Below are 19,994 nucleotides of genomic sequence, written 5' to 3'. Positions count from 1 at the left end.
GACTAAGAACTCCGTTTTTATTTGAATAAAGGAATAATTGTACTTTCTTTGTACAGAATTTCATCATTTCAGGTGAAAAACGAAGGATATAATAAAATAAAAAAGAAAATATTATGACGATTTCAAAAGATAAGGTTGTTTCAGTTATTTATGAATTAAAAACTGATCTTTCCGGAGAGATTATTGAGAAAGCAGTAGCAGAAACTCCACTTACATTTTTATGTGGTGCAGGTCAAATGTTAGAAAAATTTGAAGCTAACCTTATGGGTTTAAAAACTGGCGATGCTTTTGATTTTAAATTAGCTACAGAAGAAGCTTACGGTGCAGCTTCAGAAGAAGCAGTAATCGATCTTCCAAAAAATATTTTTGAAGTAAACGGTGAATTTGATGCTGAAGTTATTAAAGTAGGTAATGTTGTTCCTATGCAAGATAACTCTGGTCGTAGAATGAATGGTATCGTTCTTGAATTAACTGATGCTACTATTAAAATGGATTTTAATCATCCTTTAGCTGGTGATGATCTTTTCTTTAAAGGAGAAGTTTTAGAAGTAAGAGATGCTACTGAAGAAGAAATGAAAGAAGCTTATGCTCCTCAAGGTGGATGCGATAGCGGAAGCTGTGATACTGGCGGATGCGGTAGTGGATGTGGATGCTAATTCTTTTATAAAAAAGATATACAGCCCGAAAGCCTTTGGTTTTCGGGCTTTGTTTTTTTATGATGAAAACTTACCTTTAAGCTCAATATAAAATTGATTCGATATGTGGAAAAGAATGCCTCTTTACGTTAAAATTTTGGTTGGAATGTTATTTGGAATGATTGCTGGTTTGTTGGCAGTATATTTTAATTTAGGAGAATTCACTAATGATTGGATCAAACCTTGGGGAAGTATATTCCTTAATCTACTAAAACTCATAGCAGTTCCTTTAATTTTTGTATCCTTGGTAAAGGGAATCTCAAGTCTATCGAATATTTCTAAATTATCGAGAATTGGAATTAAAACCATTTCACTTTATGTAATTTCTACTGTAATTGCTGTAAGTTTCGGATTACTTCTGGTAAACACCATACAACCGGGAAATACCTTTCCAGACCACAAAAAGATAGAATTACAAGAAAAATACAATGCAACAATCGATCTAAAGAAAGATCAAGCCAGTGAATTAAAAGAGGAATCTCCGCTTAAATTTCTTGTTGATGTTGTCCCTTCTAATTTTTTCAAAGCCGCAACGGACAATTCTAAAATGCTTCAAATCATATTCTTTGCCATTTTGTTTGGTGTAGCCATGGTAATATTAGAAGAGAAGAAGGTTAAAGTTGTTCGCGATTTTTTCGAAGGAATAGATGCGATAATTCTTAAAATAATAGACATCATCATGCTTTTTGCGCCTTATGGTGTATTCGCATTAATAGCTGGATTAATTGTTGATTTTTCTGGCGATATTGATCTATTTGCAGCTCTTGGTCTCTATGCAATAACCGTTGTATTGGGCTTGTTGGTTATGATTTTTATCATTTATCCACTCTTCTTAAAATTTTTCACACCTGTAAAATACACCAACTTCTACAAATCGATCTCTCCAGCTCAATTATTGGCTTTTTCTACAAGTTCTAGTGCAGCCACACTGCCAGTAACAATGGAATGTGTTGAGAATGAACTTGGCGTTTCCAACGAAGTAGCAAGTTTTGTTCTCCCTGTAGGTGTTACCATTAATATGGATGGAACTAGCTGCTATCAAGCTATTGCGGCAGTCTTTATAGCACAAGTTTTTGGTGTTGATTTGGATATCTACGATCAGTTAATAATCGTTGTAACAGCCACATTAGCGTCTATTGGTACTCCTGGAGTACCAGGTGGAAGTATTGTAATGCTAATTATTGTATTAACTTCTGTAGGAATCCCAATTGAAGGGCTTGCTTTAATTTTAGGAATCGATAGACCATTGGATATGCTAAGAACTGTTGTAAATGTTACAGGAGATGCTACAGTTTCAACAATTGTTGCTCAAACCGAGGGACAATTAAATTATCAGCCAACAGTTATCACAAAAAAAGTGGAAATCTAAAAGCCTTATTATCAAGATCTTTGTTTGTTTTGTTTATTTTTTTTGATTTTTTCATGAACAAAAGTGATCGTACTTTTGTTTCTTGTTTGAACCATTAAAAATAATGATATGAAATTCAAGAATAACAAATTTAGCTTAGGAGTACTTTTCCTATTTACATTATTAGCTTTTACAGTAGCTTGTAGTGATGACGATGATAAAAAAATGCAACCAGAGCCAATGGAGCAAACCATTGTAGATATAGCTGTTGGTAATGCAGATTTCTCTATTTTAGTTGATGCACTTAGCAAAGCCGGTTTAGTCGATGCACTTAATGGCACAGGATCATTTACGGTTTTCGCTCCAACAAATGCAGCTTTTCAAAATTTATTTACAGCTCTCGGCGTAACTGGTATAGAAGATTTAAGCGCTGAAGTACTGACACCTATCTTATTGTATCATGTAATAGGGTCAGAGGTAAAGTCAACTCAGCTTTCCAACGGCTATGTTGAAACACTAAGTGCCTTTACGCCAGGCGACCATGCCATTAAGTTACTAGTTGATTTAGAATCAGGAGTACAAATAAATGGCATGTCAAATGTTACTTCAGCAGATATCATGGCATCAAATGGTGTAATTCATATAATCGATGAAGTCTTACTTCCTCCAACCGTAGTTGATATCGCGATTGCAAATCCATCATTTACACATTTAGTTGCAGCTGTTGTTAAAGCGGATTTAGTAAATGCTCTAATGGCAGACGGACCATTTACCGTTTTTGCACCAACAGATGCAGCATTTGAAGCACTTTTCACAGAATTAGGAGTTACAGGAATTGAAGATTTGAGTGCGGAAACCTTAACACCAATTTTACTGTACCATGTTGTTTCAGGCAATGTTAGAGCAGCAGATGTAAGTACAGGAATGGTGCCAACGCTTAATACAGAGGCAGAGCTTGATATTAATGCAGATGGATCAGGAGTAATGATTAACGGTAGCACAAATGTTATTGTAACGGATGTACAAGGAAAAAATGGAGTAGTGCATGTTATTGATAAAGTATTGCTTCCAAATGCAGAAGAAGAACCTCAATCCATTGCTGATATTGCTGGAGCAAATGAAGATTTCACAAGTCTTGTAGCAGCATTAAGCAAGGCAGATTTGGTTGAAACACTTGACTCAGAAGGTACATTTACAGTGTTTGCACCGACAAATGCGGCCTTTGAAGCTTTATTTACTGACTTAGGTATAACTAGCATTGACGAGGTATCAGCGGAAGCTTTAACTCAAATATTACTTTATCATGTTTTGACAACTAAAAAGATGTCAACAGACTTAACAACAGGGTATTTAGAAACACTAAGCACAGATAGTCCAGATGCAGATCCTGTAGTTTTACGTGCAGATGTTGATGGAGGAGTAATGCTTAACAAAGAAACATCAGTTACAACTGCTGACATTGAAGCGTTTAACGGTGTTATTCATATCATTGACAAAGTATTACTTCCTCCTAACGTCGTGGATATTGCGATTGCGGATTCAACATTTGAGCATTTAGTAGCAGCAGTTGTAAAAGCTGATCTAGCAGGCACATTAAGCGGCGATGGTCCATTTACAATCTTTGCACCTACCGATGCAGCATTCGAGGCTCTATTTACTGAATTAGGAGTTTCAGGGATAGATGACTTAAGTGCTGAGACATTAACACCAATTTTACTTTATCATGTTGTTTCAGGAAATGTTAGAGCAGCGGCAGTAACAACAGGAATGGTGCCAACCTTAAATGATTCAAATTCATTGGATATTGATACGAGCTCAGGTGTTGTTATAAATGAAGACACCAATGTAATAGCAACTGATGTTCAGGGAACAAACGGAGTTATTCATGCAATAGACAAAGTATTGCTTCCAGAATAAAACCTCTTAAAAAACCTGTAGGCTTCTACAGGTTTTACTTTTTTTTATTAGATTTACTATGATCCAGAGAGTTTTCACTCTTTTTACTTCTAACAATATGAGCATGAGCAAATATTCAATTAAAGACCTTGAGCAAATTACAGGTATCAAAGCGCATACCATTCGTATTTGGGAAAAAAGGTATTCAATAATTCAGCCAGAACGTACCAAAACAAACATTCGAACATACTCAGACGAGGATCTTAAAAAATTATTGAATATTTCCATGTTAAATGCTTCAGGTATTAAGATATCCAGACTCGCAGAAATGGATGTTGTCGACTTAGAAGCTAATGTTTTGAAGCTATCAAGAGTCAATAAACTCGAGGATACAAGTATTGAAAAATTAATTTTGGCAACCTTAAATTTCGATGAAGATTTATTCGAGTCTACACTATCTAGAAGTGTGATTGAAAAAGGGATGGAAGAAACTACTGCACAAATATTATTTCCATTTTTTCATCGTGTTGGAATTCTCTGGCAAGTTGGATCCATTAGTCCAGCTCAAGAGCATTTTATATCGAATTTAATACGTCAAAAATTATTTGCAGCTATAGATTCCGTTTCCGGCTTTAAAAAGGAGGGCGCGCATAAAATTATTTTTTATCTTCCCGAAGGTGAACTGCACGAAATTAGCATTTTATTTTACACATACATTGCAAAGAAAAATGGCATGCAAACCTTATATTTGGGGCAAGATTTACCATTTTCTGAATTGGAAAAGGTAATTAAAGATTATCAGCCCAATAGCATTTTCACTTCTTTCATTACACCAACAACAGTCGATCAATTGAATCAATATTTACAAAACTTAAAATCTAGCTTTGCGAAAGTTGATCTTTATATTACTGGAATGCAATTGCAGCAACAAGGAGTTATATTTCCTAAAGGGATGAAAACAATTACCTCAATGAAAGACTTTAAACAAGCCATATTAGTATAAGCTTTAAAGATAAAAGACTTACATGTCTTATTTTTAGTTCTCAATCAAAACCCTATGAATCTTCCATAAAGAAAGAGGAGTAGGGTTTTCTTATTTAGAATAGACGCATTGATTTTGATTTGTGACTAACATTCAATTGCTTTTTGTTTAATCTTTTCTTAAATTAGTTAAACAATTAAAAAGAGAAATCATGACAACAATTGAATTTAATAGCCATATAGTAAGTTTAGATAAGCATCTTAAAAGTTATGCATATAGATTAACAACTAATCATGACGAGTCTCTAGACCTATTTCAAGATACAATGCTTAAAGCATTGACTTATAAAAATAAATTTACTCATACTAATCTGAAAGCATGGCTACTAACCATCATGAAAAACATTTTCATTAACGGTTATAGAAGAAAAGTGGTTCAGAGAGAGTGGATGGCACAGGAAACAAAATCGAATCGTAACATGTCGAATATTAGTTATGACAATCCTACTTCAATACAAAATTATAAAGATATTATGCATGAACTAGAAAAGCTGGAAGTGCAAATTAAAGAGCCTTTCAGAATGTTCCTTGCAGGTTTTAAATATAGGGAAATCGCAGAAGAAATGAGCTTGCCAATTGGCACTATTAAAAGTCGAATATTTCAAGGGCGTAAAGAACTAATGGTGAATCTTAAAGAATTTTCATCTTATAATTAAGAAGCTTACATTAATATGAATTATTTGTTTTAGGTTTGAATTTGTGTTTATAAAAAACCGGAAAGAATTACGTCGATAATTATTTCCGGTTTTTGCATAGAAAAGAATACACATTTCTTGATATGATTATTAACAAGTGTTTACTATCTTTGTTCCTAAGTTACATTATCGGTGACCGACTTAATAAATAAAACGTAAAGATATGGCAAGTAGAAGACGCTTAAAAAAAGATATCGATTTCCTAAGTTTTGAGGTTATCTCTGACTGTTACAACTACAACTATTTACATCCAGGAAAAGGAGAGCAAGTTACAGAGATTGTAAAGGATACAATTGTTTCTCGTAATCAATTAATTGCTCGAGTAAACCATCCTGATGGAAAAGATAATCCAAAATTAGTGAAAGCTTATTACAAATCTGTTTATACAGAATTGTTCGCAAGTGTGGATGAATCTTTCAAAAAATTGAGCGCTTTAATTAAAGAGAAATAATTTCTTTAAAAAGATTTTTCTGATAGCTTTGCATAATTGCAAAGCTTTTTTTATGCCCGAAGAAAAGATCCTAATCTTAGAAGATGTAGGAAAAATACTACTTAAGAAAAACAGAAGATTTAAACGTTTATCTGTTCGATTGGCTCCAATTAAAGGAGTTTGGATCAACGTACCATATAGTATAAGTTATCAGGAAGCAATTTCGTTTGCTAAAGAAAATAAGGCATGGATTATTGACAATCTAAAAAAGACAGAAAGGAAAGAAAAGAAACAAACAATTTTTACTGATTCAACCGATTTTAAGACTCATTACCATATTCTGCAATTAAAAGCAGATAAGGTCACCAAGTATTCAGCAAAACTGCATAATGGTTTGCTTGAAGTGGTATATCCTATACATACAGATATCCTTAATCAAGCTCTACAAAATTTCATTAGGAAATCAATAATTGAAACACTTCATAGAGAAGCTAGTTATTATTTGCCTAAACGAATAGATGAATTAGCACAAAAGTGTAGCTTTTCGTACACTTCTGTTCACATTAAGAACACAAAAAGTCGCTGGGGATCTTGTACACACGATAATAAAATAAATTTATGCATTCATTTAATGCGCTTGCCCAAGGAGTTGTGTGATATGGTTATTCTTCATGAATTATGCCATACATTAGTGAAAAATCATTCCAAAGACTTTTATGATTTACTGGGAATGCACTGTTCAGACCTAGTTAGAAAAAGAAAAGAGATTAAAAATTACTCAACAACAATTTTTTAGCATGAATACCCAGATTTACATTCTTATTGGAATAAGTTTATTTGCATTTCTAATTGGGCATAAGCTCAAACAGCATTACAAGAAGTCAAAGACAAAAGGGAACAACAAAAAGAAACCCAAAGGGAAAGAACAGTCTGGACTGCAATTAAGCACTTCTAAGAGAAAAGAGAAAGTGAAGACGGTATTTCTATACATTCAATTATTTATAGTTTTTGGTTTGCTTATTTTTATGATTCCAGCCTTATCTAGAGATATATTATCCAATCAGACTGGTTACGATGAGAAATTGATTCTTCGAATACTAATTGTTGTATTTGCAGCTTACATTCTTTTTATGGGATTTTTAAAACTAATGAAATCTCGTAAAAACAATGATCAGTAACTTACAAGAGTTTATTTAGGTGAAAATATTACTTCAATCTACATTTAGATACCTAATTTTCTATTTTATCCTATTTCTGGATATTCTATTATAATCCTACAAGCCATTAAATAAAGGCAATTACACCGATTTAATAACAATTTAACCCCCTGAGAGTTTAATTTTTGTAAACTCATGGGGGAATGTTTACAAATTACATTCAGATTTACGCTAGTTCCGTAAATTTTCTCTCCAAATCCCACAAAGTAGTTTACACTTCTCTACATTTATGTGGTTACAAAAGTAATTTGACAAATGAAATTCACTTTCACCTTTGTAAACTAATTTAGACAATAAACTTCACAAGTAGTTAGCAATGTAATTTACAAATGTACTTAGGCTTTAATTTCGGGAGTTTACATCAGATCATCATTAAACTACTTGAATACAATTCTGCATAGTGATAATAAACACTTGCTCACAGTAGTATATTATTCTGTTAATCAGTCTTTTATAAGGTGTAAATTAACTATTACTTTAAGTCATTGGTTACATATGTGTAATATCTATAGTAAAACACCTATTTTTCTGTAAATTATCATTTATAACTAGCTAATAATCTGACTAATGTCTAGATTATATAAACCATTAATAAATGATGTTTATTACTAAAAACCATAGATTATAGTGTGATATTGTAAATAAGAGCCAATATTCAATTGTAAACACTCTAAATGTCTTTGTTAACAAGTGTTTTAGGATATATAGGATACACAACTGGCAAAATATCTATTAGATCAATATTATAAAGCCATAATAGATATATAGCAATCTATACATAGGTTGAGCTGCAATCCTTACTAAACTAGGCTTATCTGTGTTTACAAGAGTAATTTACAATTCAGATTACAATACGCAATTAGTCTTTTGCTATTAAATACAAATGTAAACCACAAATGTAAATATTAAACTCTTTTAGATTTTGACTTTTGTAAAATTTATTCTATTTTTGTTACAGAAATGAAATTAACATCTGTAAATTTCACATTTAAACACTTTTAGTATGAAAAATAGAATTGTCCAGCTGATTAATAATGAAGGATTAACCTCTTCTAAATTCGCAGATACCATTGGTGTTCAGCGATCTAGTATATCTCATATCCTTTCTGGAAGGAATAAGCCTAGCTTAGACTTCATTCAAAAGATTATGGCTGCATTTCCATCTATTAATATTAACTGGCTAATAGCTGGAGAAGGTGAAATGTATGGAACTAAGGAAGCGGATAATTTATTTACTGAGATAGATACGGATCATTCTCCTATTGAAAACCAAGTTAATCAGCCTCCTAAATTAAATCGTGAACCAACCCCTGATCGCAGCTTAAAATCTGAGCCTGTGCTCGAGATGAACGCGTTTGTGCCTGGTAAACAGATTGAAAAAGTAGTTGTGTTTTATACAGACAAAACTTTTAAGGAATACAATCCTTCATAAGCATATTTCCCTTATCTTTGCCTGGGTTTTTACTTAACAGTTTAAAATACAACTAGGCACCATGAAAAAATTAGTACAGGACTTTGAAGTACTGCACAAAAAAGAACTTAATAAAGATAACTTTGTCTTGGAAATAAAGGCATCTGAAGCTTTGCCTGATATTAAACCAGGACAATTTGTTAATGTTCTTGTAGAAAATGCAACGAATACCTTCCTTAGAAGACCTTTATCAATCCATTTTGTTGATTACGACAAAAATATCATCAAATTATACATTAAAAGGATCGGCGAAGGAACAAACAAACTTGGAGAGTTAGAGATTGGCGATAAATTGAACCTTATTTACCCATTAGGAAACTCTTATTCTATCCCTAAAAACTCTAAAGCAGTACTTATTGGTGGTGGTTGTGGTGTTGCTCCTCTATTATACTTAGCTAAACATTTAAAGGAAGCTGGAAACGAAGTAACTACAATTCTAGGGATTCGTTCTGCTGAAGATGCTATTGAGCTTGATCAGTACAAGGAGTATGGACGTGTATTCATTACTACTGAAGATGGTACAATGGGCGAAAAAGGCTATCCTACGCAGCATTCTGTCCTTAAAGAAGACTTCGATTACAGTTTTACTTGCGGTCCGGAGCCGATGATGAAGGCTGTGGCGGCTTATTCTGATGCGAATGACGTGACTTGTGAGGTTTCTCTTGAGAATACCATGGCTTGCGGTTTTGGCGCTTGTTTATGCTGCGTTACAGATACAAAAGAAGGTAATAAATGTGTATGTACTGAGGGCCCTGTCTTCAACGTAAAGGACTTAAAATGGTAAATTTAGAAGTAAAACTTAAGGATCTGGTTTTGAAGAACCCGGTTATGACTGCATCAGGAACCTTTGGCTTTGGTGAAGAGTTCGCTGATTTTATCGATTTAAGCCAATTAGGGGGCATTTTGGTAAAAGGGACAACAAGATACCACCGAGAAGGCAATCCTTACCCTAGAATGGCCGAAACGCCGTCTGGTATGCTTAATGCTGTCGGTTTACAGAATAAAGGGGTTGAAAACTTCTGTAATGATATCTACCCGCGTATAAAAGATTATAAAACCAATGTCATGGTGAATGTTTCGGGTTCTCTAGTAGAGGATTGTGTTGAAACAGCAACTATGATCAACGAATTGGACCATATTCCAGGTATTGAGCTGAATATCTCTTGCCCTAATGTGAAAGAAGGTGGTATGGCCTTTGGAACGTCCTGTGCTTCGGCCGAAGAGGTGGTTCGTGAGGTCCGTAAGGTCTATAAAAAGCACCTGATGGTGAAGTTATCACCCAATGTGACCGATATAACGTCTATTGCTAAGGCTGTTGAAGGGCAAGGCGCTGATTCAGTTTCTCTAATCAACACCCTGTTGGGTATGGCTATTGATGCAGAAACCAGAAAGCCGCTCTTATCAACAGTTACAGGAGGTTTATCTGGACCAGCTGTAAAACCAGTAGCTTTACGAATGGTTTGGCAAGTTTTTAATGCTGTAAATATTCCTATTGTAGGTTTAGGAGGCATTATGAATGCTAAAGATGCAATCGAATTTATATTAGCTGGTTCTTCAGCAATACAAATTGGAACTGCGAATTTTATTGATCCTTGTGTAACAGAAAAAGTTGTAAAAGGAATTGAAGAATATATGATCAGACATCAAGTTGACAACGTCACTGATTTAATAGGTGCACTTAACCAACAGTAAATCAATAGTTTAAATTAAAGAAATATTTCTTTAATGATGATTCCGAGAGTTTACATTTGTAATTACATTTGTAAACTTTCCTTTTTTAATCAATAATATACTTAATATTCTATTGATTTAAAAGGACAAATAAACGCATAAATAACAAGCTTAAACACTATAGTACAGTATGTTACACGGACACGGTGATGATGGATACCAATATGAACAAGAGATTGTTGCTAATTTTAGCAGCAATGTTTGGTTTGGAGGAAAGTCTGATAAACTAAAAGAACACTTATTTTCTAATTGGGATAAGATTCATTCCTATCCCGAAGCAGCTGCTGAAAGTTTGGTATCTGCCATATCGGCAGACTTAAATATCAATACGAATCAAATTATTACAACTAATGGTGCTACCGAAGCCTTTTATTTAATAGCACAAACCTTTTATAAGTCTAAATCCAGCATTGTAATCCCTACCTTCTCCGAGTATGAAGATGCTTGCAAAGTCAATAAACACGAGCTTTTATATTTAAACTGGTTAAGCAAGGAATACAAATTTGAAGAAGGATTGGTTTGGATATGCAACCCTAATAATCCAACTGGCGATATCCTATCAAAATCAGATTTAGAGATTTTATTAAAAAGCAATGTAAAATCTACTTTTGTTGTAGATGAAGCCTATATCGACTTTACTGATGCGATTTCATCGGCCATCGATTTACTTGATGTGTGCCCAAATTTGATTTTGGTGAAGTCCCTGACGAAAAATTTCTCAATACCTGGCCTGAGATTGGGCTATTTGATTGCAAACAGGGCTATGGTACAGAATATCCAATTTTTCAAGCCTCCCTGGACGGTTAATTCCATTGCAATTGAGGCTGGAAAATTCCTACTAAGAGAAAAAACTGATTTTTTACCTCCCGTAAATTACTATAAATCAGAAACTAAAAAATTCATTAAAAAACTTGAAAAAATTCCAGGTTTTAAAATTCACCCTTCAAAAACTTCTTTCTTTTTAGTTGAACTAGAAGAAAACACAGCATTTGAGCTAAAAAAGTATCTTATTTCGAATTTTGGAATCTTAATTCGCGATGCTGCTAATTTTCGAGGGTTAAATTCTTCTTACTTTAGATTGGCTACTCAAACTGAAGAAAAAAATCAATTACTAATCGATGCATTAATTCAATGGAGCAAATTAAACTCATAATACTCCCTCTTCTTTTCGGATATATTTTGGATCTGCTTTTTGGTGATCCAAGAAAATTACCACACCCAATTGTTTTATTCGGTAATACAATCTCTTTTTTCACAAAAAAACTTAACAAAGGGAAATTACAATTAGTAAAAGGTGGCATAATGGCATTTGCATTAGCCATACTAGTATACTCTATATTCTACCTTCTCGGAGATCTATTGCTTGTATGGAATGAAATTGTCTTTATAACATTCACATCTATTTTTGTTTTTTATGGCCTTGCAAACAAGAGCTTATTGCAAGAAGGACGCGAGGTGTTTAAACACCTTAACGAAAAAGGGATTGTTGCTGGCAGAAAGCGACTTTCATGGATTGTAGGCCGAGACACAAGTAATTTATCAGAACAAGAAATAAGGTTAGCTGTTCTAGAAACTTTATCAGAAAATTTATCAGATGGAGTAATTGCTCCCTTGTTTTATTATGCTATTGGCGGAGTTCCGGGAATGATGTGTTACAAAATGATCAACACCATGGACTCCATGATTGGTTATAAAAATGAGAAATACATATTGTTTGGAAGGATCGCAGCCAGATTAGATGATGTTGTTAACTATATACCTGCAAGAATTACTGCACTATTAATGGTACTTGTAAGTTTTAGTGGAAGAGGATTTATATATCTTTTTAAATATGGAAATGCACACATAAGTCCAAATGCAGGATATCCAGAATCTGCTTTAGCAGGAATACTTGATTGCCAATTTGGTGGTCCTCATGATTATGGCGGGAAAAATGTAGACAAACCATACATTGGTGAAAATAACAGACCAATAAATAACGAAGAAATTAACAAAGTCGCATACGTTAACCATTCGGTATGTTTGTTAACTGTTTTGATTATTATCACACTTTATTTTCCTTTTCAAACACTGTTATAAAAAAGGGTTTATTAGTTCTTGCTAGAACCATTAATTTGTAACTTCACATCATTATTAATTGAAACTTATTGTTTCAAAAGAAATTTGCGATGATTCATTTGATTACAGGAGGACAAAGATCTGGGAAAAGCTTATTTGCAGAAAAATTAGTTCTTTCCTTAAGTGAAAGCCCCTTTTACCTTGCAACCTCCAGAGTTTGGGATGAAGCTCATAGAGAGCGAATAGAGATACATAAAAAACGACGAGGAGATCAGTGGACAACTATTGAAGAAGAAAAAAATTTAAGCCTGCATGATTTTACAGGAAAAGTAGTTCTTCTAGATTGTATAACTCTATGGATCAACAACTTCTTTTTTGACAATGGCGAAGATGATAAAGAATCTTTACGTCAGGCTAAAGAAGAATTAGACAAAATTTTAAAGCAAAATTGCGATTGGATTATTGTCACAAATGAATTAGGTCTTGGAGGACATCCTGGGAATAAAATTGCGATGCGCTTTAATGATTTGCAAGGAGCAATCAATCAGTATATTGCCCAAAAAGCTGATTGTGTTACCTTAATTGTATCTGGATTACCTCTTGAACTAAAAAACACACTACCTAAACAATAAAACAACAAGAAACATGAACAAGCTACTAACCATCCTAATCTTTAGTTCACTCATTCTATCTAGCTGTAAAAGAGTAGATAGACAAGTCGATATCAAAATAATTAAAGTTGGCGTTTTCGATAAAAATGGTGACAGCCCCTGGTGTATTACCGATGCCCTTGAAGCATTAAAAATAGATCCTGCAATTGATTGTGAAGTAATTCGCGCTAGTCAAATAGTATCTGATGAAATAAATGAATTTGATGCTATTGTATTTCCTGGCGGTAGCGGACGAGGCGAGACTCAGAGTTTGGGCGATGCTGGTATGGAAAAATTGGTGAAAATGGTAAAAGAACAAGGCAAATCTGTGGTTGGTATTTGTGCTGGTGCTTATATTATGACCGAAACACCTGATTACCCAAGTTTGGATTTGAATGGTTGTGAAGCCATTGATATTGAACATGATCACCGCGGTCATGGCTTATCTAAATTTTCATTGACGAAAGAAGGTAAAGCCATTTTCCCTGAGCTGAAGGACAGAAAAATTTCATTTTGTCAGTACTACGAAGGTCCTGTTTTGGTACCTGCTAAAAATACAGATGGAAATAGTTTAGCTGTAATGCTTTCTGATGTTCATACAGTTGATGGCAGTCCAGCTAATATGACAAATAACAAACCTTTTATTGTTAGCGCATCAGTTGGAAAAGGTAGAGTGGCTTCATTTGTTGGTCATCCTGAGTGTACGCCGGGTATGCGTTGGATGTTACCTCGTATCGTGCGTTGGACTTGCAATAAGGAATTAATTTCGTATCCTGAGAATGTGGTTCGTCCGGATTTCTTTAAGAATGAGATTATCTACACCAAAGAAGTTCAAGATCTTCAATCTAAATATCAAACAATGCTTTCTGGTACAAAAGAAGAAAAACTGCTTGCTATTGATAAGGTAATCGAGTTAGCATGTTGGTCATCTAAAAAATGGATACCTGGAATGCTAAGAGATAAGGATGTTGATGTTAGAGAAAAAGCTTCTTTTGCTTTGGTTGAATTGGAGCGCACAGATGCAATTCCAGATTTAGTTTCAGCAATTAGAAATGAAGAAAATTCAAATTGTAAAAAATCAATGATGCTGAATTTGAACAAGTTAAAAGAAATCAGTAATCAATTATAAGAACTTATTAGAAATCTTTTATTAAGCATGATAGAATTTAAGATTGATCCTGTATCCGAAAAATTGGATCAGGAGTTGTGGAATAAAATCAATGGGAAAACAAAGCCCCTTGGTTCTTTGGGAATGCTTGAGGAAATTGCATTTAATATTGGAAAAATACAGAATAGCTTAACGCCAAAAATTGACAATCCGAATGTAGTAGTTTTTGCAGGAGATCATGGAATTGCTGATGATGGAGTTAGTTTTTACCCGAAATCAGTAAGCTACCAAATGCTTTATAATTACATGCAAGGTGGTGCAGCGATAAATGTTTTTTCAAATCAACATGGTATCGATTTTAAAGTTGTTGATGCAGGTATAGATCATGATTTTGATCCAAGCCTAAGCATCATTAATAAAAAGATTGCTCATGGAACGAAAAATTATCGTTTTGGGCCAGCAATGACCAAAGAACAATGTTTGGAAGCAATTCAACGAGGTACCGAAGTAGTCTCAGATATCCATAAAGAAGGTTGTAACTTTATTACATTTGGTGAAAAAGGAATTGGAAATACATCATCAGGAGCACTAATACTTAGTCTTTTAGCTGATATTCCTCTCGAGGAATGCGTAGGAAGAGGTACTGGACTCGATAAAGATGGCGTAAAATCTAAATTTGACTTGCTAAATGAGGCTCTATCGATATACGATGGAAGTAATAATCCGATTGATGTACTTAGTCAATTTGGTGGTTTTGAGGTTGTAATGATTGCTGGGGCAATGCTAAAAGCCGCAGAGTTAAAAATGACTTTATTTATTGATGGATTTATTATTACATCAGCTTTATTAGCAGCCTCAAAAATAAACCCTAAAGTATTGGACTATTGTATATTTGCTCATAAGTCTAATGAACAAGCACACATAAAAATGCTAAACTATCTTAAGGCTAAACCTATTTTAGATATTGGCATGCGTTTAGGAGAAGCGACTGGTGCAATGGTGTGTTATCCACTGGTGAAAAGTGCGGTTCAATTCATTAACGAAATGGCTTCTTTTCAGGAAGCTGGAGTCAGTGAATCGGAAGAAACTAAAACAATCAGTTAATTGTTTTATATTTAGTTTTTAATTAAAAATTGATTGAATGAATTTCAACATAAATAAATCAAATACTGAAATTAGAGAACAACTTCAGCATAAAATTGATTTAAAAACCAAACCAATCGGTTCATTGGGTGTTTTGGAGAAATTGGCTGTGAAAATTGGTTGTATTCAGAATACATTAACTCCAGAATTAAAGCAACCAACCATTATGGTATTTGCTGCAGATCATGGAATTGCTCTAGATGGAGTGAGCCCATATCCACAGGAAGTTACCTGGCAGATGGTTGCTAACTTTATTAATGGAGGTGCCGCTATAAATGTTTTTAGTCGACAAAATGGTATCGATATTAAAATTGTTGATGCTGGTGTAAATTACGATTTTGATAAAAATACAGACGTAATTAATGCTAAAGTTGATTACGGAACAAAAAGCTACCTAAATGGTGCAGCTATGACAGCCGATCAATTTGAAATTGCTTTAAAAAGAGGTGCTGATCTATGCGATAAAGTACACAGAGAAGGATGCAATATTATCGGTTTTGGTGAAATGGGGATAGCGAATACCTCTTCTGCAGCTATATTACTTCATCTTCTTGGTAATGTTGACTTAAAAGAATGTGTTGGTCGTGGAACAGGTTGGGATGATGAAGGTCTGAAAAAGAAATATGAAACTCTAGCAACAGCAGTCTTAAATTACAAAGGAGACAATAAAGTTGAAAGTATTCTAGCACATTTTGGAGGTTTTGAGATCATTATGATTCTTGGGGCAATGCTTAAAGCTGCAGAGTTAAAAATGGTGATTATGGTTGATGGTTTTATTATTTCATCGGCATTATTAGCTGCGAGTAAAATAGACCCTAATATGCTAGATTACTGCATCTTTACGCATAAATCGAATGAGAATGGACATCAATTTATGCTTAAGCATTTAAATGCAGAACCAATCTTAGACCTAGGAATGAGATTAGGTGAAGGAACGGGTGCTGCGGTGGCTTATCCAATAATCGAGTCGGCGGTTAATTTTCTTAACCAAATGGCAAGTTTTGAGGATGCTGGAGTGAGTAATAGTGATAAAATCGTTGAAGCATAAATGAGAAGAGAAATCGATATATTTTTCACTGCCTTGTCTTTTTTTACTAGAATTCCATTTCCAAAATGGGCTCGATTTGAAAAGGAATATCAGCATGAAGCAATAAAATTTTTTCCAATTTCAGGAATCATTATCGGAGGATTAACAGCTTTGGTTTTCTATCTGTCTAATCTAGTCCTTCCATTCAATGTTTCCATAATACTCTGCATGGGTTTCACTGTTTTATTAACAGGAGCCTTGCACGAGGATGGTTTCATGGATGTTTGTGATGGTTTTGGCGGAGGTTGGACAAAAGATCGTATCCTTGAAATAATGAAGGATTCCTTAATTGGAGCTTTCGGAGTGACGGGAATTGTATTTTTAGTTTTAACTAAATTTTTCTGCTTGTTTTCCATCTCAGCAAATCAATTGGTTATGGTTTTGATAGCATCTCATTCAGTATCAAGAATGTTTGCTGCAACATTAGTAAATACCCACCAATATGCTAGAGTAGATAGTTCTAAAGCAAAAGATTATTCTCAGAAATTATCAATTGGCAACTATATCTTTACAATTTTAACTGGTATTTTACCTATTTTATTACTTGGGAATTATAAATTCTTCTTGATTCTTATTCCTGTATATTTATCTAAAATATTACTTGCTAGGTACTTTAACAAATGGATAGGCGGTTTCACTGGAGATTGTATTGGAGCCACACAACAAGTGTGCGAAATTGTATTTTATTTATCTTATATGATAATTGTAAATCAGATATTATAATATGGAAATTTATTTAATTAGACATACAAAAGTAGATGTAGGTCAGGGAGTTTGCTACGGGCAAAAAGATGTAGATTTAGCGGAAAGTTACCCTGAAGAACTAGAGACGGTAAAAGAAAAATTAAAAAATATTAATTTCGATGCCGTCTTCACAAGTCCTTTAAGTAGAGCAAAAAAATTAGCAACAGATATATGTGGAGACAATCCTGTAACCGATGATCGCTTAATGGAATTGAATTTCGGTGACTGGGAAGGAAAAGTTTGGGATGAGATTAAAGATCCATTACTACCTAAATGGATGGAAGATTTTGTAAATAAAAAATGTTCTAACGGAGAATCATTTATAATGCTTCGCGACCGAGTTCTAGAATTTTGGAATGAAGTAAAATCGATGGATTGCTCAAATGTTGCTATTTTTACGCATGGAGGTGTTATTCGTACCATCAATGCGATTCATAAAAATATTAAGCTAGAAGATTCTTTTAATGAACCTGCAGCAGACTATGGAGATGTAAATGTTATTACCATCGAAAAGTAATTTCATATTTATATCGTGAAAAATCAGGAACACGAGTTTCTGATTTTTTTTTATCCATTTCAATCTTGCTCATTTCGAATGTGAAATATACAGTAATGACAAAGAAATTGTTACTTTAGCGACTGAAAATTAACAATAATTTGTAATGCGATCGATTTTTATTTTAATTCTTGGACTAACGACTCTATTAGTATCTTGCGAAAAACCAATTACTTACAAGGAAAGTTCTGTTTTGTCTCAATATGCTACCATTAATCAGAAAGAAGATATTTTCTCTTTTACAGATACTTGTATCACACCATATGTTTACACAAAAGTTATCTCTTTAAGAGACTTACCGGTAATAGAGAAAAAGCAGAAGTTTGTAGAAATGTTATTACCATCTATATTGGTTGCGAAGCACGATTTATTCGCAAAAATCAAAAGAGTAGAGCATATCCAATTATGGCAAGAAACAAATCCTATCTTATTAGAAAAAGACAGCTTATTTTTATCGGACTTATTTAAAACTTATAAGTGTAATGAATTACCAGAGCTTAAACGTAGGTTAAAACCACATCCTGCAAGTATTGTTTTGGGACAAGCTGCTTTAGAATCAGGTTGGGGATCTTCACGCTTTTTTAAAGAAGGTAATAATGTATTTGGTATATGGTCTTATCATGCAGGAGAAAATAGAATTAAAGCTCTTGTTGGCAGAGATTCTACTAGCATTTATGTAAGAAGCTATGAATCAATAGAAAATTCAGTAGAAGACTATTTTAAAACGATAGCTAGAGTAAATGCTTACAAAGAATTTCGTATTGAGCGTTACAATTGCGAAGAGCCGTTAAAATTGGTATCATTTTTGAATCGTTATTCAGAAGTAGGGGAAATTTACACAAATAAATTAAAGCAACTAATTGAAAGTAACGACTTAACAAAATACGATACATATGTAATAAAAGAAGAATTCTTACTTGAAAAAGAAATTCTCCTTTCTGAGGCTATTTAATTTGAATTCAAAAAAGAAATTGAAGATTATTTTTTCGCTATTTTCATTTGAATTTTCTTTGAAATCATTATTTTTAGGCTTGTTTAGAAAAAAATAAATAATTTAATTAATCATAAAAGTAACTTAGTATGAAAAAATTTATTCTGATTCTTGCGGTTTGTTTTAGCGCAGTTGGAGTGTTTGCTCAATCGGCAGCACAATTTAAAAATGAAGGTAATGCCGCTTTAAAATCAAAAGATTATAAAACAGCTCTTGCTAAATATGAGCAATTTTTAGCAGCAGAAGATACTGTTGAAGATTTGCCACTTGTTTTTAATGCTGGGTATTGTGCACGAAAAATTAAAGATTATGCAAAAGCAGAACAACTTTTTGCTCAATCTGTAAAGAACAATTACAAGCCATCTTCTTCTTATTTGTATTTAGCTACTGTACAAAAAAGCCAAAAGAAATACACTGATATGGTCGGCACATTAGATGCTGGTATCAAGGCTTGTCCTACTAAAAAGTCTAAAATGGTTTCTATGCTATCAAAGCATTACCTTTTAGAAGGACAGAAAGCACAAAAAGCAAATAAATTTGAAGATGCTGAAGGTTTATACCAAAAAGCTGGTAATGTAAAATCAAAATTGCAGGCTGATGCTTTATTGAGCTTAGGTAATTTATACTACAATAAAGGTGCAAAAATTATGCAAGCAGCTACTCCTGTTGCTAATACTGAGCCAGAAAAATATAAGGCTGAATCAGTTAAAGCTAAGTCATATTTTAAGAAAGCTCTTGTTGAACTAACTAAAGCTAAGGCAATTGCTCCAGCTAGAGAAGATATTTCTACTACTATGACAACGGTTAAAGGATTGTTGAAATAATAGCTTAGACAAAATATAAATTGATTAGGGATGCCTTTTTTAGGTATCCCTTTTTATTTGCCATCGTATAAAAGTTTGTATTTTGAATGAAATACTAAGCGATGCAAGAATACCAACATACTTCATGTTTTCTTAAAACAGTTAGATCTATAATCTTTCTGTTATTTTGTTGTATCAGTGTAACAGGATTCAGTTCAAATTTTAGCTCAAGCGGGGAAACCAAATCGGAATTAAGATTTATCAATTTTGTACAAAATACAATTGATGTGACCCATTCAAATCAAACCGTATATTTTTCCTTAAGAGCAT

The 19,994-nt window shown here is 33.5% G+C and carries 21 protein-coding genes; all 21 read left to right on the top strand.

Annotation, left to right across the window (positions count from 1 at the left end; genetic code table 11):
- Positions 1-113: 113 nt before the first annotated feature.
- The 21 genes from L3049_RS01440 (at position 114) to L3049_RS01340 (ending at position 19,685) form a co-directional block, all read left to right on the top strand.
- Entirely contained in the window at positions 114-656 is a 543-nt protein-coding gene (locus L3049_RS01440; protein WP_275107993.1) for an FKBP-type peptidyl-prolyl cis-trans isomerase, read from the top strand.
- A 103-nt stretch (positions 657-759) separates the two neighbouring features.
- Entirely contained in the window at positions 760-2,064 is a 1,305-nt protein-coding gene (locus L3049_RS01435; RefSeq protein ID WP_275107992.1) for a dicarboxylate/amino acid:cation symporter, read from the top strand.
- A gap of 108 nt (positions 2,065-2,172) precedes the next feature.
- Positions 2,173-3,960: a fasciclin domain-containing protein gene (locus L3049_RS01430; protein ID WP_275107991.1), complete on the top strand. Its 1,788-nt coding sequence runs from the start codon at positions 2,173-2,175 to the stop codon at positions 3,958-3,960.
- A gap of 103 nt (positions 3,961-4,063) precedes the next feature.
- Positions 4,064-4,942 (top strand): MerR family transcriptional regulator, encoded by an 879-nt coding sequence (locus L3049_RS01425; RefSeq protein WP_275107990.1) that lies wholly within the window; start codon positions 4,064-4,066, stop codon positions 4,940-4,942.
- 190 nt (positions 4,943-5,132) lie between these two features.
- Entirely contained in the window at positions 5,133-5,636 is a 504-nt protein-coding gene (locus L3049_RS01420; RefSeq protein WP_275107989.1) for an RNA polymerase sigma factor, read from the top strand.
- A gap of 202 nt (positions 5,637-5,838) precedes the next feature.
- Positions 5,839-6,126 carry a hypothetical protein gene (locus L3049_RS01415; RefSeq protein ID WP_275107988.1) on the top strand — a complete coding sequence of 96 codons (288 nt, stop codon included), beginning with the start codon at positions 5,839-5,841 and terminating at the stop codon, positions 6,124-6,126.
- A gap of 52 nt (positions 6,127-6,178) precedes the next feature.
- Positions 6,179-6,901, top strand: a complete 723-nt coding sequence (locus L3049_RS01410; RefSeq protein ID WP_275107987.1) for a M48 family metallopeptidase — start codon at positions 6,179-6,181, stop codon at positions 6,899-6,901.
- 1 nt (position 6,902) lies between these two features.
- Positions 6,903-7,283, top strand: coding sequence for a hypothetical protein (locus tag L3049_RS01405; protein WP_275107986.1), 381 nt, complete (start codon positions 6,903-6,905; stop codon positions 7,281-7,283).
- Between the two features lie 1,042 nt (positions 7,284-8,325).
- Positions 8,326-8,754, top strand: coding sequence for a helix-turn-helix transcriptional regulator (locus tag L3049_RS01400; RefSeq protein WP_275107985.1), 429 nt, complete (start codon positions 8,326-8,328; stop codon positions 8,752-8,754).
- A gap of 61 nt (positions 8,755-8,815) precedes the next feature.
- Positions 8,816-9,577 carry a dihydroorotate dehydrogenase electron transfer subunit gene (locus tag L3049_RS01395; RefSeq protein ID WP_275107984.1) on the top strand — a complete coding sequence of 254 codons (762 nt, stop codon included), beginning with the start codon at positions 8,816-8,818 and terminating at the stop codon, positions 9,575-9,577.
- Entirely contained in the window at positions 9,571-10,485 is a 915-nt protein-coding gene (locus tag L3049_RS01390; protein WP_275107983.1) for a dihydroorotate dehydrogenase, read from the top strand. The genes L3049_RS01395 and L3049_RS01390 overlap by 7 nt, the downstream gene beginning before the upstream one ends.
- Before the next feature lie 169 nt (positions 10,486-10,654).
- Positions 10,655-11,677, top strand: coding sequence for a pyridoxal phosphate-dependent aminotransferase (locus L3049_RS01385; protein WP_275107982.1), 1,023 nt, complete (start codon positions 10,655-10,657; stop codon positions 11,675-11,677).
- The gene (gene cbiB / locus L3049_RS01380; RefSeq protein WP_275107981.1) at positions 11,656-12,603 is read left to right on the top strand and encodes an adenosylcobinamide-phosphate synthase CbiB; all 948 of its coding nucleotides are present in this window, start codon (positions 11,656-11,658) and stop codon (positions 12,601-12,603) included. The genes L3049_RS01385 and cbiB overlap by 22 nt, the downstream gene beginning before the upstream one ends.
- An 89-nt stretch (positions 12,604-12,692) precedes the next feature.
- A complete protein-coding gene (locus tag L3049_RS01375; RefSeq protein WP_275107980.1) occupies positions 12,693-13,214 on the top strand; it encodes a bifunctional adenosylcobinamide kinase/adenosylcobinamide-phosphate guanylyltransferase in 522 nt (173 codons plus the stop codon).
- Positions 13,215-13,227: 13 nt separating this feature from the next.
- Positions 13,228-14,361: a BPL-N domain-containing protein gene (locus tag L3049_RS01370; RefSeq protein ID WP_275107979.1), complete on the top strand. Its 1,134-nt coding sequence runs from the start codon at positions 13,228-13,230 to the stop codon at positions 14,359-14,361.
- A 27-nt stretch (positions 14,362-14,388) separates the two neighbouring features.
- Positions 14,389-15,444 carry a nicotinate-nucleotide--dimethylbenzimidazole phosphoribosyltransferase gene (gene cobT / locus L3049_RS01365; protein WP_275107978.1) on the top strand — a complete coding sequence of 352 codons (1,056 nt, stop codon included), beginning with the start codon at positions 14,389-14,391 and terminating at the stop codon, positions 15,442-15,444.
- A gap of 37 nt (positions 15,445-15,481) precedes the next feature.
- The gene (gene cobT / locus L3049_RS01360; RefSeq protein WP_275107977.1) at positions 15,482-16,531 is read left to right on the top strand and encodes a nicotinate-nucleotide--dimethylbenzimidazole phosphoribosyltransferase; all 1,050 of its coding nucleotides are present in this window, start codon (positions 15,482-15,484) and stop codon (positions 16,529-16,531) included.
- Entirely contained in the window at positions 16,532-17,293 is a 762-nt protein-coding gene (locus L3049_RS01355) for an adenosylcobinamide-GDP ribazoletransferase (protein ID WP_275107976.1), read from the top strand.
- A gap of 1 nt (position 17,294) precedes the next feature.
- Entirely contained in the window at positions 17,295-17,831 is a 537-nt protein-coding gene (cobC, locus tag L3049_RS01350) for an alpha-ribazole phosphatase (RefSeq protein ID WP_275107975.1), read from the top strand.
- Positions 17,832-17,976: 145 nt separating this feature from the next.
- Positions 17,977-18,822: a glucosaminidase domain-containing protein gene (locus L3049_RS01345; RefSeq protein WP_275107974.1), complete on the top strand. Its 846-nt coding sequence runs from the start codon at positions 17,977-17,979 to the stop codon at positions 18,820-18,822.
- Positions 18,823-18,950: 128 nt separating this feature from the next.
- A complete protein-coding gene (locus L3049_RS01340) occupies positions 18,951-19,685 on the top strand; it encodes a tetratricopeptide repeat protein (RefSeq protein WP_275107973.1) in 735 nt (244 codons plus the stop codon).
- Positions 19,686-19,994 lie beyond the last annotated feature (309 nt).

This window comes from Labilibaculum sp. DW002, assembly GCF_029029525.1.
GTDB lineage: Bacteria > Bacteroidota > Bacteroidia > Bacteroidales > Marinifilaceae > Paralabilibaculum > Paralabilibaculum antarcticum.
The sequence above is the reverse complement of the archived record's forward strand: the minus strand, read 5'-3'. Positions and strand labels throughout refer to the sequence as shown.